Genomic DNA, 15,220 nt, shown 5'->3' on the forward strand with positions numbered 1-15,220 from the left:
CCGAGCGGGGGTGGCGTCGCCGCATCCCCTGCCCGGCGCGGTCTAGGACCGCGTCATTCTGACCAGGTCGGTCCGGGGCGGTGCCGTGGAGTCCCGGACGACGAGCGTGGTGGCGATCTCGATGTGGTGCGAGTCGACCGGGTTCCCGACGTGCAGCTGCTGGACCGTCAGGAGCGCCCGCCGGCCGATCTCCTCGAGCGGCTGCCGGACGGCGGTCAGCGGCGGGTTCGCCCAGGAGGCGATCGGGGTGTCGTCGTACGCCACGAGACTGACGTCCTCCGGCACCAGGAGTCCGGTTCGGCGGGCCGCCTCGAGCACGCCCATCGCCTGTGCGTCGCTACCCGCGAAGATCGCCGTCGGCGGGTCGGGCCGGCGGAACCACTCCTCCGCGACCTGTACGGCCTGGTCGTGGTCGAAGCGGATGGGGCGGACGAGGTCCGGCTCGACCTCCACCCCCTTCTGCCGGCAGTAGCTCAGGAACCCGTCGAGGCGGGCCACCGCACTGATGGACTCGGCAGGGCCGGCGATGACCCCGATGTGCTGGTGCCCGAGCCCGACGAGATGCTCTGCGGCGCTCCGCCCGCCGAGCCAGTTCGTCGAACCGACCGACACCACGCCCGCCTGGGCGAAGTCGAGCGGGTCGATGACCACGATCGGGATGCGCGCACGCGCGAGGCTCCCGTACACGTCCGGCCCTAGGCCCGAGGTCAGCACGATGGCGCCGATGTGCTCGGCGGCGGCGATGCGCTGCGCCCAGGCGGCGCTCGACTCCATCACCCCGCGCGACGACCTGTGCCGCACGCGCCCGACCACCACGTCGATGCTCAGCTCCTCCGCCGCGAGCACGACGCCGCGCAGGATCTGCGTCGCGTAGGTGGTGTTGAGGACGTCGACCATGAGCTCGACCGTGCGCGCGGCGCTCGCGCGCGACGGCCCCCGGTAGCCGAGCTCGGTGATCGCGGTCTCGACCCGTTCGCGCGTTCCCTCGGCGACGTCCGGCCGGCCGTTGACGACCTTGGACGCGGTGGCCGTCGAGACACCCGCATGGGCGGCCACGGCGGAGAGATTGGGGCGCGCCGTCCCGGTCTTCTTCGTCAAGGCAGCCTCCTCGTTCCGACAGTTTCTATCGCGAATCCCCGAAAATCACAAGCATCTACGGCCCGCTGCCGCGTCGTCGACGAGGGGCGCCCCGCGATCCTATCCCTCTTTACACCGCGCAGAGCATGCGGCTAGCCTACAACGCGGTTTCAGAACTGTGCCGAAACTTTTCGCTGATCCGATCCGAGGAGCAAGTATGCTGAACGTCGCCCTGGTGGGCACCGGGAACATCTCGAACTCACATCTGCTGGGCTACCTCCAGTTCCCGGAGCGCTGCCGCATCGTGGCGCTCTGCGACACGGTGCCGGCCAAGGCCGAGGCGAAGAAGCAGGAGCACGGGCTCGACGACGCCGTCGTCGTCTCGTCCCACGAAGCGCTCCTCGGCCGGGACGACATCGACCTCGTGACCGTCTGCACACCGCCGTCGACCCACGCCCAGATCGCGGTCGACCTGCTGCACGCGGGGATGAACGTCGTCGTCGAGAAGCCCATGGCGCCGTCGCTCGCGGAGTGCGACGCCATGCTCGCCGCGGAGCGGGAGAGCGGCAAGCGGCTGTCCGTGATCGCGCAGAACCGGTTCCGCGACGACATCGTCACCCTCAAGGACGCGCTGGACTCGGGCCTCCTCGGACCCGTCGCGCACTTCAGGACGGACTCCGCCTGGTGGCGCGGCCTGCCGTACTACGACCTGTCGTGGCGCGGTACCTGGCAGTCGGAGGGCGGCGGGCCGACCCTCAACCACGCGATCCACCACATCGACCTCGTGCTCTGGATGCTGGGTGCGCCGGAGGCGGTCACCGCGAGCATGACCAACGCGTGGCACGACAACGCCGAGGTCGAGGACCTGTCGGTGGCCCTCCTCCAGTACGACCGCGCCATCGCGCAGCTGACCAGCTCGGTGGTCCATCACGGCCAGGAGCAGGAGATCGTCGTCCAGGGCCGGAACGCCTCGGTGTCGCAGCCCTGGTCCGTGCACGCCGAGACCACGCAGCCGAACGGCTTTCCGACGGCGGAGGGCAACACCGAGCTCGCCGAGCGGATCGAAGCCGTCGGGGCCGCACACCAGCCGCTGCCCCACCTCGGGCACGCCGGGCAGATCGACGACCTGCTCGGCGCACTGGAGACCGGCCGCGCACCGGCCATCAGCGGCGAGGACGGCCGGCGCACCGTCGAGGTGGTGACCGCGATCTACCAGGCGGCCATCGAACGCCGGACGGTCGACCTGCCGATCCCGGCCGGCAGCCCCTACTACACAGGTGAGGGCGTGCTCGCCAACGCCCCCCGCTACTTCGCCAAGAGCCGTTCGGTCGACGACCTCGAGGGCACGATCTCCGTCGGGGGCGAGCCCCGCCCGGCCGCCTGAACGGTCCCGGACGACCAGCACGCAACACTCAGCCACCCGACACCCCGACGAAAGAGCACCGATGAGCACAGCATTCGGCGGCAGCTACTCCCCCGACTCGATCCCCGCACCGGTAGTGGGTCCCGGTGAGTTCACCTTCGCGGTGATCGGCCTGGACCACGGCCACATCTACGGCATGTGCAACGGCCTGATCGGCGCGGGCGCGACCCTCGCGTCGGTCTACGACCCGGACCCCGCCAAGGTGGCGCAGTTCGTGGAGAAGTTTCCCCAGGCCCGCGTCGCGCGCACCGAGGCGGAGGTTCTGGACGACGACGACGTCCGCCTGGTCGCCGGCGCCGCGGTGACGTCCGAACGGGCGGCCCTCGGCCTGCGCGTCATGGACGCCGGCAAGGACTACTTCACCGACAAGGCGCCCCTGACGACGCTCGAGCAGCTCGCCGCCGCCCGGGAGGCCGTCGCCCGCACGGGGCGCAAGTACGCCGTCTACTACTCCGAGCGCATCCACGTCGAGACCGCCGTGTTCGCGTCCCAGCTCATCGAGGCCGGCGCGATCGGCAAGGTCGTCCAGGTGATGGGCACCGGCCCGCACCGCCTGTCGGCCGGGAACCGCCCGGACTGGTTCTTCGAGAAGGAGAAGTACGGCGGCATCCTGTGCGACATCGGCAGCCACCAGATCGAGCAGATCCTGCACTACACCGGGGCGAGCGACGCGACGGTGGTCCGCAGCCAGATCGCCAACTACGCCAACCCGGACCATCCCGGTCTGGACGACTTCGGTGACGCGATGCTCACCATGGACAACGGCGCCAGCGGCTACTTCCGCTGCGACTGGTTCACCCCGGACGGTCTCCAGATGTGGGGCGACGGCCGGACGTTCATCCTCGGCACCGAGGGCTTCATCGAGCAGCGCAAGTACATGAACCTGGGCACGCAGGACGGCACCGGCCACCTGTACCTGGCCAACGGCGACGAGGAGACGCACTTCGACGTGCACGGCAAGGTCGGCTACCCCTACTTCGGCCGGCTCGTGCTCGACTGCCTCGAACGGACCGAGAACGCGATGACCCAGGAGCACGCGTTCAAGGCGGCCGAGCTCGCCGTGCGCGCCCAGCTCCAAGCCGTCGACCTGGTGCCTCGACCGGTTCGGTGAGCGCCCGGCGGGCCGTGGATCGTGGACGGTTCGCGGTCGGTTCCATCGTGGTGCGCTGAAGGTGGAAAGGTGCCCCGGGACGCGGCTCGATCCGCCGTGAGCCGGCGGCCCGTGCCGGCTCGGGGCACCCTTCCGGGTCCGGATGTGGGGTCCCTGGCTCGGGGCCCCTGGTCGTCCGATCCTTGATTCCCACGGTGCCCGCCGGAGACCATGTCCGAGCACACGGCATCTGGCCGTGGACCTCAGAACCTGGGCTCAGAGCACGCCGAGACCACCAATGGAGGCGCCATTGTCAGTCCCAGACAGCAACGACACCAGCTCGGATTCGCTCTCTCCGCGCGAGGCGTTTCTGGCCATGTCCGACTTTCTCTGGCACTACGCCGAGCGTGCAGGCGACGACCTGATCACTCTTCTCGGCGACACCGCAATCGAGGCCGATGGCGGCCCGACTGATGCTGCGGCCTGGGATGACTGGCTGGACAGCGTTACTCGAATCAAGGCGGGCGCGCTCCCGCGCGGCGGCGAGTGACGGCAGTTGCCATCACGTCATCACTGGTGTCACGCGAGCGACCCGACCGGCTACGCTCCGGTCATGATCGCTGGTGAAGGAGAAAGGGAAGCGCTGTTCATCGCACGGGCCAACGCCGCAAAGCGATTCATTCAAACTGTTGGAATGTTCGCGCTTTGTATCGCGACCGCCATTGTTGCGACTGCCACGAACATGGCCGGGCTCGTCGCGTTGATGGGTGACATCATCTCTGACCCTCGGTGCGATGGCCGGAATGTCAGCGAGCTTGTTGGTCTACGGGGCCGAGTTTGCAGTGGCAGTTTCCATGAGGTATCGCGGACTTCTAAGGGCGACTCAAGAATGAGGTATCACTCCAGGCGCTAGCCCAGGGGCGCGCTGCTTTCACCTGTCAGGATGCGCACTACGTGCTTCGCGACCCTCCGGCACGCGCTGCGACTGGTGCCGGGACCGACCCGGACGCGTGGACAGTGCGTGAGCTGCGACCGTCGTTCGTCTCGATCCTGCCCCAGCACGATATGCAGCATAAAGCGATGCGCAACTGTATTACCCAATGAAGCCGCCCGAAAAAACCGCAACCCATATCGTCACGACAATTAGCGAAACGATGGCCAGCCCAACCGCCATTACCCCCTAAGCGCAAGCATCGTAGCCGGAGTCGGCATGACACCCAGCCTCAGGGCAAGATCGTCGACATTGCGCATGAGTCGAACGACATAGGCCCCGACGCATGCCAGGAGTGCCGTAAACGCGCATGCAATCAGGATAGCTACAACACCATGCACGTAGTCGCCCTCGTATCCTTATTCAACACTCACCGCTGTCGGATCATCAGTGCCACACGTAAGCAATACGCCAGAGGCCCGGGTCGACGCATCGGCTCCCGGATAGGCTCCCTGGCGGTGCGGGCTTGTGTCCCACTCATGCTCCCAGATCAGGGACACCGCGGTCCCTTCGATCCTCTTGATTCCCGGGTGCCCGCCAGAGGCACGCTCTGCGTCGAGCCTCACTTCGGCCTCTTTCGGCGACAACGCGTATCCGGTGGCTCATGCTCCCGCCTAGCTACCGGCTGGCGTTCGACAGCCCCTTGAGCACAACCAGAGGCAGCCAGGCTGCTGTGGCGAAGGCTGTTATCTCCAAACGCTCCGCGGTACTAACTGTTGGCAAGCAGTCGTCGCTGGGTACGTCACTGGCGTCACCATAGGTCGTGATGCCGTGTGGTGCGGAAGGATCGCGGCACGTCCACATCTGCTGGGGCTGCGCCTCGATCGAGAAGACGAGGCCGATGGCCACGTAGATGCCGACCGTCACAAGTGCCACACGGATGCGCTTCTTCATCGAGCGGACGGTACTTCAGCGATGGGGCGCTGGCTAGGCATAGAGCGGTCCCGGAAGCTGGGTTCGGAGCCGCTTCATCGTTTTCGGGTTCGGCTCGCTGCTGCGCTCTCGCCCTCCTACTCCAGAAGGACGCGGACGTCCCACGGCCCCAGTTCGACCAGCGCGTCGGCCTCTAGTGGCTCGGCGGAGAGCAGATCCGTGACGTCGGCCGGCAACCGCACCGAGCAGGCCTCCCACGACCAGTTGTGCAGGACCCGCAGCCGACGACCTGCGGCCGTCGTCGCTGAGGTCGCCGTGACCGAACCGGTCGTCAGAGAGCTCCAGGCGTCCCTGTCGGCCGGCAGCGCCCAGGACACCAGCGCGGCCGACAGCTCGGCGTTGGGCACGGTGCCGACGGCGGTGACGCGCCCCAGCCCTGCCTCAGCGGTGGTGATCGCCGGGTACGGGCCGAACGCGGGGTGCTGATATCGGGCAAGGATCTGGACCGAGTCGTCCGAGACCTGCAGGTAGTCGACCCATGCCGCGCCCGCGGCCGCGTCGGGCAGCTCCAGTGCGCCGTCGGAGCCCGTCACACGGACCGGTGTCGCCAGGTTGCTGAATTCCTGGTAGCTGACGCCGGCGGTGGCGGCGAGCCGCGCCGGCTTGACCTCCGCGCGCGCTCGCGCCTCGGTGTCCGCATATCCGGTGCGCGGTCCGAGCACCAGGTGTCCGCCCGCCTCTGCGTAGTCGCGCAACCAGTCGAGCAGCGCGTCACTGGCCACGTAGAGCGCCGGCGCCAGCAGGACGGGCAGCTCGGCGGCGACCTCGGCCGGTTCGCGGAGGCGCGTGCCGTCGCCCTGTTCGACCAGCTGGACGTCGTGGACGATGCGCACCGGCGAACCGGCGTCGAACGCTCCCCGGTAGAAGGCGTGCACTATCCGCTGGTAGCTGCCGGGGTCCGCGGAGCCGTCGTCGCGGGCGAGCGCCGGCTGACCTGCGAGGCCCCACATCGACTCGTTGGACCACAGCAGCCCCACGGTGGCGTCCGGGACGAGTCCGCTCAGGTGATCCTCGGCGGACTTGATCTCCGCGCCCAGGGCGGCCAGCTGCTCGTAGACCCGCCCGGGCCGCTGGTCGTGCGGGAGAATTCCGATCCAGTACGTCTCGGTACCGAAGTGCAGTGTGTGCCAGTGCCAGTACTCGATCATTCGGGCGCCCCGGACGATCATTGCCCAGGCGGCCTGTCGCCACTGGCCGTCGAACGCGGGCGCGTTCATTGCCGGGCCGCCGATGGCCCCGGCATTCGTCTCGGTGACGAGGAACCGCGCCTGCTTCGAGGAGTACATCCGGTCTGCGCTGTGGAATATCGCCCAGGTTCCGCTCGTGGTCCAGCCCAGCGGGAGCTGTTCTGCGGCGGGGAGAGCGAGACCGTCCTGCATCGCGTAGTACGGATTGCCCGCGGTCACATCCAGCGCTGCCGTCAGCTCCGGGTCCTGCGCTCCTGGCCTGTCGTAGGCGATGCAGGTGGTCACGAACTTCTCGGCGCCTGCGATCTCCCGAACGATCCCGGCCTGCCAGCCGATGAACTCGGTGACCATCCGGGCCTGGAACTTCCGCCAGGCGAGGTCGTACTGCGGTTGGGCGTTGTTGTCCGGTCGCCAGAGATCCGCCCACGTGGTGAGCCGATGCGACCAGTAGACGAGTCCCCACTCCCGGTTCAGGGTCTCGACGTCGCCGTAGGTGCGGCGCAGGTCGTCGACGAAGGCCTGGAACACACCCTCGTTGTGCAGCAGCTCGAGACCGGGTTCGTTGTCCACCTGGAACCCGACCACCGCGGGATGGTCGTGGTGGCGCCCGACGACTGCGCGGATCACGCGCTCGGCGTGGAAGCGGTAGGCGGCGTGCGTCAGGTCCATCTCCTGACGGGCTCCCCAACCGATGCGCTCTCCGGTGCGGCGCTCTCCGGCGATCTCGGGATACTTGCGCGTCAGCCACGGGGGTACGGCATAAGTGGGCGTACCCAGCACGACGGCGATCCCTCGCGAGTGCGCGCCGTCCAGGACCGGCTGCAGCCAGTCGAGGTCGAACACTCCGTCCTCGGGCTCCCAGGTGGCCCACGTGGACTCGCCCACCCGGATCACGGTGAACCCGGCTTCCTGCATGAGGTCGAGGTCCTGGTCGAGCCGGGGAGAGGGCTGGTACTCGTGGTAGTACGCGGCACCGAAGAGCACGCGGTCGTCAATGTCTGTCAAGGCAACGAGGTCCTCATCTGGAGGGGTAGGTAGGACGGGCGACGACGCCCCCGCGCCAGGAACGACGCGGGGGCGCCTCGCCGGCAGTGCCGGCCGTGCCGGCAGCTGCGCTACGGGGTCTCGGTCGCGGCGACGGTCTGGCACCGCGGGTCGAGACCACCGAAGTTCACGTTGAGTTCCGTGCGGTACTCGGGGGCAACGCCTGCCGCGCACATGACCTCCCACGCAGCGCTGGGCCAGTTGTCCCCGCTGACCAGCACGTTGTCGATCAGTCGGTTGTTGCGCTCTTCGGCGTTCGGCATCTGGGCCCCGCCGGTGTGCCAGTTCTCCTGCAGCGTGTTGTCGTTCGTGCCGTTGCCGGCGCTGTACGCGTTGGTGAACACCCATGGGTTCACGCCACTCAGGACATTGTTCCGGGCGAGGATGCCGCGGCTGCCTTCGTCCAAGTAAAGGCCGACACCGTGGACGTTATACAAGTAGTTGTTCTCGATTACCGTCCCCGGGCTTGCCGAGAGGTTGTAGATGTTTCCAGAATCAGCAAAGTCGCCTTGGATGTCGTGCACAAGGTTGCCCGCGATCAAGTTGTCCTTCAGCGTCGTCGGCGTCTCATAGAGCGGGTTGTACTGGTAGTACCCGCGGCGGAGGTACTCCTGAGAGCCGCCTGCGTCGTTGATTCCCCATCCGTAACCGGTATCGATCGCGTAGGCGAGGTCGCTGAGCTCGTTGTTCACGATCTGCGCCCTGGTCACGTAGGTGCTGAGAATGCCGGTGGTGTCCTGGTACTCCACGGCGATGTCGCTGATGGTGTTGTTCGCGATGCGGATATCGTGGTTCGTCATCCTGGGGTCGCTGGGGTGATGGGCGTCCGCCCGAATCCCGCCCACCATCAATGCGTGCGCACCGATCTCGGTGAACACGTTGCCGGTCACGTCGATGTTGCTCGCGCCAAGCCCGGTTCCGGTGAGCATCGCGTTGTCGTCATTGCCGATGCCCAGGGCCGCCGTTCCGAGGTTGCGGAAGGTGTTCTCGGCGAACGTGATGTTGTCGGCGGCGGACACCTGCACTCCGGAGGGGATCTGGTGCCAGCTGTCGCGCGTCCGCTCGTACGGGTCACAGCCACGGCTGCAGTTCTCAAACGCATCGGCGGGTCGATAGTCGTATTCGCCCTTGATGTAGCCACCAATCTGCTGACTGACGTACCCCTCGGCCGAAGAGGGGCCGAGCCAGGAAGTCCCGGAAAAGGTGAGACCGCTGAACTCCAGGTGGGAGACGGGGGCGTCGTAGGTGCCGCCGATGCTGACGAGGGTCTCCACCCGAGGGAGCTCGATGTCGAGGTCCTGTGGGTTCACGCCGTCCGCGGGCTTGTAGTAGAGCTTTCCTGCGTCGGGGTCGACGTACCACTCCTCCGCCTCATCCAGGAAGCTGAGTGAGTTCACCAGGAACCACGTCGAATCGGCGAGCAGCGAGTTCTGCACCGTGTCCCAGCCCCACGTGTTGTTGTCCCAGGCGGGCTGGGTCATCGTGATCGTATCGCCCTCGATGCTCTCCACCGGCGAGTAGCGATCCGTGAAATCTCCCAGCGACTCGAATTCGATCCGGTCCTGGTCCGGAAGGTCCGCCAAATAGGCGAGCGCAGGGTTGTTGATCGTCATCCCCGTGGGGGTGAGCGTCAGGTCGCTCAGCTCCAGGCTGGTCGCGGCCCGCGGCGCGGCGACGCCGTCGACGTAGAGCTGCCGGGTCTCGAAACCGGCCGGCGTGTCCGCGACGTAGATGTTCGCGGCCTCGTCGTACTGCTGCCAGCCCGTGAGCTGGGTCGAGCCCGTGATCTCCGGGTGCGCGCCCTCAGCAGCCGTCCAGCGCACGGTGTGCCCGTCCCTGCCACCGTCCTGCGCACGGAACTCGAGCGGGCGGTCGATGCGGTAGGTGCCGTCGGCGAGCACGACGGTGACATCGCCCTTCCCCTTGGCTGCCGTGTGCCGCACGACGCCCTGCGCGTGCTCCAGCGAGCACGGGTGCTGCTCCTGGCACTGCCCGTGGTCGCGACCGTCGGGTGACGCGTAGTAGACCTGGTCCTTCTCCGGTGGTGCCGCCTGGGCGACCGATGTGCCCAGACCGCTCAGGAGCAGGGCTGCCGCGCTGGCAGATCCGGCAGCCGCTCGCCACCGACCCTTCCTTCGAACAGAGACTTCGCGCGTGCGTGACATCAATGTCATGGCTGTTCGCTTCCGTGATGTTGAGCAGGGCTGCTCCGCCCCGGGCCAACGTAAACATACGTATGACGTATGCGCAAGGGTCGCCGCAGCGGAAGTCTGCGGTGGTGCAGTGGTGACGCAGCGGCCTACTTGGGGGCCTGCTTGGGGCCTACTTGGCGCCCTTGGTCCCTCGATGGTCGGCCGGCCTCCGACGCGTCCAGGCGTCCACGATGTGCCCGAGCATGGTCGAAGCCGCCTCGTCGGCCGACCCTGCCGCAATGGCGGCAAAAACCTGTTCGTGCTCCTGGAGGGTCTGCTCGTGGAAGGTGGCGGGCACGTCGATGGAGTACCGGCTGCTCTCCCGTGCCCGCTCGAACAGCGATCGCGCGATGCTCTCCGCCAGGCGGTTGTGCGACATCGCCATCACGGTCTCGTGGAAGGCGACGTCGGCCGCCAGGAAGCGCGGGACGTCGTCGAGGGACGTCCGCATCTCCTCGAGGACACCCCGCAGCGCATCGAGCTCGGCGGGAGAGCGCGAGGTCGCCGTCTCCCGCGCCATCGCCGACTCCAGCTGCGCCCTGACCACCGTAATCTCGTCAAGGACTCCCAACGAGCGATCGTGGGCGATCAGCGCCTCGAGCACCACGCGGTCGAGCATGTTCCAGGACCTGGTGGGCTGGACGACCGTGCCACGGCCCTGGCCCACGGTCACGAGGCCTTTTTCCTCGAGCTTCTTGACCGACTCGCGCAGGACGGTCCGACTGACGCCGAACTGCTGGCCGAGCGGCAGCTCAGGCGGGAGGGTGTCCCCGGGCTCCAGCTCGCCGGACACGATCAGGTCCACGAGCGCCTCGACCACCACAACTCCCAGCCGCTTGGCCGGCGCGCGCAGGGGCAGCGAGAGCGCTCCGGTCATCTGGTCGTCAGCGCCATCGCGTTCCGTCATGCGTGAACTATAGCGAAGGGACCCGGATCAGCAGACGTGTGATGTATGCTGTTTGCGGGCGTCAGGGCGGCGCCGCTACCCGGTGACGGGCCCGCGCCTAAGGAAGGCAACTATGAAGATCACTGGCTTCCGCACGCTCACGACCGTGCAGGACTGGGGGCGCCCGGTGGGAGACGTCAACGGCTTCATCGACGATGGCATCACTGACGTCCCCCTGGTAGTGATCGAGACCGACGACGGGCTGGAGGGCGTCGGCGTGGGCTCGCACGCGGACCTGGACCGCCTCTTCCCCGCTCTCGAGGGCCAGGACCCGCGGGCGACCTCCAGCCTCCACGACCGCATGCTGGCGCACGTGTTCAAGAGCGGGCACGCGGGCGCCACCTTCGGCGGCGTCGGGGCGTTCGACATGGCGCTGTGGGACCTCAAGGCCAAGATGGCCGAGGAACCGCTCTGGCGCACGCTCGGTGCCGCCGACCGCTTCGTCCCCGCCTACGCCTCAGCCCTCGAGGTCGCCGTGCCGGACGAGGACCTCGGGGCGCTGCTCCAGGGCTGGGTCGACCGGGGCTTCACCAGCGTGAAGATCAAGGGCGGTCTCGACCTCGACCGGGACGCCACGCGGCTCCGCCTGGTCCGGGACCTCTTCCGGCAGAACACGCCGCGACCGGCGCTGATGCTCGACGCGAACGAGTCGTGGAACCGCAAGCAGGCCGTCCGTCACATCAGCGAGCTGGAGCGCGAGTTCGACCTCACGTGGGTCGAGGAGCCGCTGCGCCGCTGGGACGCCGAAGGGATGGCGATACTGACGCGCTCGGTCCGCGCGGCTGTCGCGACCGGTGAGAACCTGACGGGCCTCGAGCAGCTGCGGCCCCTGCTGGACGCCGGCGCGGTCGACATCGTGCAGGTGGGCAGCATGTGGGGCGTAACGCACTTCCTCCGCGCCGCCGCCGTGGCCCACGCGCACGACCTGCCCGTCAGCCCCGTCGGCTCGCTCGCCAGCCCGGTGTGGCACGCAGCCGCTGCCGTCCCCAACCATCTAGCGCTCGAGGTGCAGAGCCTGACCGACCCCGTGGGCCTGCACACCGACCACGAGGTGGCCGACGGCGGCGTCGTCCTCGGCGACCTGCCGGGCAACGGTCTCTCGATCGACGAGCATGCCATCACCGAGGCGCATGGCCGTGCGGGATGGTCCCGGGCGGCCGGGCCGCACGTCCGCCCCGCACGTGCCGGCCTGCGCCTGGTCGCGGAGGACGCGCTCGGCCGGCTGTCGTCCGAGGGCCGCTGAGCCCGACAAGTGGGCCTTCGCCATCCCCGCCGCCATCCCGACGCCGCACCCGGCGCGATCGCCGCCGCGTACCCCAAGCTCTACGAGGCCCGCACCGAGCCCGAGGTGCATTACATCGCCCTCGACGAATAGCGAGCACCCACCTGGCGCTCTAAGGTCTCCGCCGGGTCAGGTAGTGGCCGCGGCGAGTCGACTCAGGAGGCGTTAGGTCTCGTCGTCGGCCAGGGAGGCGCCGAGACCACGGAGAGAGCCCCCAGACCGACCGGTCCAGGGGCTCTCTCCGTGCGTGCTGCAGACGCGGCTCTTTGTCAGCCGACGCTGAGGTCGCTGAAGACGTTCACCGCCGCCCTGCCGCGATCGTGCGAGCTGGAAAAGACGCCCGCGTCCTGCGGCGCCGCTGCTGGCAGCGTGATCGGCGCCCCGACCGGGACGAAGTTCACGCCATCGTAGGAGTACGAACCCGACAGCTGGTCGCCGGAACGAGACAGACGCACCCATACCGGGCGGAAGGTGTCGACCTCCGCTGCTGCCTGCGCCCGCTCGAGGTAGCCGTCCCCGTTGCCGTCCCACTGCAGGACCACGCCATTGCGCCCGGCGACGGCGAGCACGGCGTACCCGGTGGACGCCCCGCTCGCGGTGAGATCGTCGCGGACCATCACGCCGCTCTTGGCCCACACGTCGGTGTCGTTGAGGGAGTCGACGCGCGCCGTGACACTCGCTCCGTCGGTCAGGGCGGCGGGGCGGTAGACGCTGGCGTACTCGTCGTCCCGCTGGTCGCCGCCTCCCCACACGTCGGCGCCGGCCGCCGCTACGCCCAAGCTGTCGCCCAGCTGCCCGGTGTATGACCGGGCGACCTGCTCCGCGGTCACGAGGAGCCCGTCGCGCACCGGGGCGTCGACGGTGCATCCATCGAGGCCGAAGAGGTTCGCATTGAGCGCGGTCCGGTACTCCGGAGCCACCCCGGCCGCGCAGATGACCGCACGGGCCTCCGCGGGCCAGTTCGTTCCGTCCACTCGGATGTTGTCCACGAGCCGGTTGTTGCGCGCCTCGGCGTTCGGGATCTGCGCGCCGCCGGAGTTCAACCAGTTGTTGCGCAGCAGGTTGTCGTTCGTGCCGTTCCCGTCGCTGTACGCGTTGGTGAAGACCCAGGGACTCGTGCCGTCGAGGACGTTGCGCTCGTACGTTGTGTAACGGGTTCCTTCGTCGAGGTACAGGCCCACGCCCGAGACCCTCGTCAGGTAGTTCTCGGAGACCACGGTTCCCGGGCTCGCCGACAGGTTGTACAGGTTGCCTCCGTCCGCGAAGCGCGCCTTGGTGTTGCGGATGAGGTTGCCCGAGATGGTGTTGTCTCGCAGCGTCGTCGGGGTGTCGTAGCGCGGGTGCCAGTTGTAGTAGCCGCGACGCTCGTACTCGTCGGACCCGCCGGGGTCGTTGGCGCCCCAGCCGAAGCCCGTGTCGATGCCGTTGTAAGCGACGTTCGCAACCTCGTTATGGATGATGTCGATGTTCGTCACGTAAGTGCTGAGGATGCCCGAGTTGTCCTTGTAGTCGACAGCGACACGGTTGACCGTGTTGTTCTCGAGGACGATGTCGCGGTTGGTCATGGCCGGGTCGCCCGGGTGGTGGGCGTCGGCGCGCACGCCGCCGACGGCGATGCCATGACCCGCGATCTCGTTGAAGACGTTGCCGGCCACGGTGATGTCGCTGGCTCCGAGGCCGACACCCGTCAGGTGGGCGTTGTCGTCGTTGCCGATGCCCAGTGCCGTCGAGCCAAGGTTGACGAAGCGGTTCTCGACGAGGGACACGTGCGCGGCGGCGGAGACCTGGACCGCGGCCGGCTCCTGGTACCAGGCGTCGAACCGAGCGCGCTCGAAAGCCTCACAGCCGCGAGAGCAGCTGGCGAAGGCGTCGTCGGGTCGGAACTCGTAGTCCTCGGCGATAAAGGTTCCGTTCTGCTGGTTCGCGTACCCGTACGTGGACGGCCCGAGCCATGAAGTGCCGGTCAGCTCGAGGCCGCGGAGCTCGAGCCCGCTAACGGGTGCGTCATAGGTTCCCCCGATGCTCACCAGTGTCTCCAGCCGCGGCAGCTCGATGTCCAGCTCATCGGGGTCGACCCCCTCCCCAGGCTTGTAGAAGAGGCGTCCAGCCCCGGGGTCGAGGTACCACTCGCCGACCTCGTCGACGAAGGAGAGGGAGTTCTGCAGGAAGTACGTCGGGGCGGCGAGGAACGAGTTCTGGAAGGTGTCCCAGCCCCAGGTGTTGTTGTCCCAGGCGGGCTGGTCCATCGTGATGAGGTCGCCGTCGACGCCCGCTACCGGCGAGTAACGGTTCGTGAAGTCGCCGAGGGACTCGAACTCCATCCGTTCGGCGTCCTGGAGGTCGCCGAGGTACTCGAGCTCCGGATTGACGATCCTCAGACCCTCTGGCGTGACCGCGACGTCGGAGTTCTCCAGCGACAGCGTGGCCCGGGGAGCGACAACCCCCTCGACGTACAGCTGACGGGAATCGATCCCCGCGGGTACCTCCGCGACATACACGCCGGATTCCTCGTCGTGGACCGACCAGCCATCGACCTCCGTTGCACCCGAGAGCACCGGTTGCTCGCCGGGCGCGGCGGCCCAGGTCACGGTGTGACCGTTCCGCCCGCCGTCCGCGGCCCGCAGCTCCAGCGGGGCGTCAAGCCGGTAGGTCCCGCCCGCGAGCTCGACCGTGATGTCCCGTTGCCCCTGCGCCGCCTCACGCCGGACGAGCTCCTGGGCCCGCTCGATGGAACACGGACGCTGCTGGATGCACGCCGCCCCTCGCGCCCCTTCGTCCGGGACCACGTAGACCATCCGATCGGTGGGCTGGGGCGCCGCGCTGGCCACTGGGGCCAGGGCGGTCGCACCGAGGGCTGCGGCCGCAGCGAGCGCGGACAGCGTCCGTGCTGTGCTGCGGGGCCGGCCAGCCCGGGAAGTTGGTCGTGACGTCGTTGTCATCTGTCGCTCCTCATGAGTGAACATCAGCCTTCGGATCCAACCATACGTATGACGTTATAACAATAGTGAGCCCGGCCGTCGTGGCTGCACACGGTGACGCCCCGGCCGGTCAGGGT

The 15,220-nt window shown here is 68.2% G+C and carries 11 protein-coding genes; 5 read left to right on the forward strand and 6 right to left on the reverse strand.

The features are described from left to right. Nucleotides 1-42: 42 nt before the first annotated feature. On the reverse strand, nt 43-1,098 hold the full coding sequence (locus ACFSL2_RS09420) for a LacI family DNA-binding transcriptional regulator (RefSeq protein ID WP_377197608.1): 1,056 nt from the start codon (nt 1,096-1,098) through the stop codon (nt 43-45). 196 nt (nt 1,099-1,294) lie between these two features. Here ACFSL2_RS09420 and ACFSL2_RS09425 point away from each other — a divergent pair, with 196 nt between their 5' ends. The 3 genes from ACFSL2_RS09425 (at nt 1,295) to ACFSL2_RS09435 (ending at nt 4,140) form a co-directional block, all read left to right on the forward strand. After that, the gene (locus tag ACFSL2_RS09425; protein WP_377197609.1) at nt 1,295-2,461 is read left to right on the forward strand and encodes a Gfo/Idh/MocA family protein; all 1,167 of its coding nucleotides are present in this window, start codon (nt 1,295-1,297) and stop codon (nt 2,459-2,461) included. Nucleotides 2,462-2,522: 61 nt separating this feature from the next. Next, complete coding sequence (locus ACFSL2_RS09430; protein ID WP_377197610.1) at nt 2,523-3,611, forward strand: Gfo/Idh/MocA family protein; 1,089 nt, start codon at nt 2,523-2,525, stop codon at nt 3,609-3,611. A 355-nt stretch (nt 3,612-3,966) separates the two neighbouring features. Further along, the gene (locus tag ACFSL2_RS09435; protein WP_377197611.1) at nt 3,967-4,140 is read left to right on the forward strand and encodes a hypothetical protein; all 174 of its coding nucleotides are present in this window, start codon (nt 3,967-3,969) and stop codon (nt 4,138-4,140) included. A 1,059-nt stretch (nt 4,141-5,199) separates the two neighbouring features. Here ACFSL2_RS09435 and ACFSL2_RS09440 read toward each other — a convergent pair. From ACFSL2_RS09440 to ACFSL2_RS09455, 4 genes are all read right to left on the reverse strand, one after another. Further along, nucleotides 5,200-5,475: a hypothetical protein gene (locus ACFSL2_RS09440; RefSeq protein WP_377197612.1), complete on the reverse strand. Its 276-nt coding sequence runs from the start codon at nt 5,473-5,475 to the stop codon at nt 5,200-5,202. Between the two features lie 116 nt (nt 5,476-5,591). Continuing rightward, nucleotides 5,592-7,706 (reverse strand): beta-galactosidase, encoded by a 2,115-nt coding sequence (locus ACFSL2_RS09445; protein ID WP_377197613.1) that lies wholly within the window; start codon nt 7,704-7,706, stop codon nt 5,592-5,594. Nucleotides 7,707-7,816: 110 nt separating this feature from the next. Next, nucleotides 7,817-9,919: a right-handed parallel beta-helix repeat-containing protein gene (locus ACFSL2_RS09450; protein ID WP_377197614.1), complete on the reverse strand. Its 2,103-nt coding sequence runs from the start codon at nt 9,917-9,919 to the stop codon at nt 7,817-7,819. A 148-nt stretch (nt 9,920-10,067) separates the two neighbouring features. Further along, nucleotides 10,068-10,844: a FadR/GntR family transcriptional regulator gene (locus ACFSL2_RS09455; RefSeq protein ID WP_377197615.1), complete on the reverse strand. Its 777-nt coding sequence runs from the start codon at nt 10,842-10,844 to the stop codon at nt 10,068-10,070. Between the two features lie 112 nt (nt 10,845-10,956). Here ACFSL2_RS09455 and ACFSL2_RS09460 point away from each other — a divergent pair, with 112 nt between their 5' ends. Both ACFSL2_RS09460 and ACFSL2_RS09465 read left to right on the forward strand, forming a co-directional pair. Beyond that, nucleotides 10,957-12,126, forward strand: a complete 1,170-nt coding sequence (locus ACFSL2_RS09460; protein WP_377197616.1) for a mandelate racemase/muconate lactonizing enzyme family protein — start codon at nt 10,957-10,959, stop codon at nt 12,124-12,126. Between the two features lie 9 nt (nt 12,127-12,135). Continuing rightward, complete coding sequence (locus ACFSL2_RS09465; RefSeq protein ID WP_377197617.1) at nt 12,136-12,258, forward strand: hypothetical protein; 123 nt, start codon at nt 12,136-12,138, stop codon at nt 12,256-12,258. Nucleotides 12,259-12,434: 176 nt separating this feature from the next. Here ACFSL2_RS09465 and ACFSL2_RS09470 read toward each other — a convergent pair whose 3' ends face one another. Then, nucleotides 12,435-15,104 carry a right-handed parallel beta-helix repeat-containing protein gene (locus ACFSL2_RS09470; protein WP_377197618.1) on the reverse strand — a complete coding sequence of 890 codons (2,670 nt, stop codon included), beginning with the start codon at nt 15,102-15,104 and terminating at the stop codon, nt 12,435-12,437. Between the last annotated feature and the right edge of the window lie 116 nt (nt 15,105-15,220).

The sequence above is a fragment of the Promicromonospora aerolata genome (assembly GCF_042682255.1).
In the GTDB taxonomy this organism is placed as follows: domain Bacteria; phylum Actinomycetota; class Actinomycetes; order Actinomycetales; family Cellulomonadaceae; genus Promicromonospora; species Promicromonospora aerolata.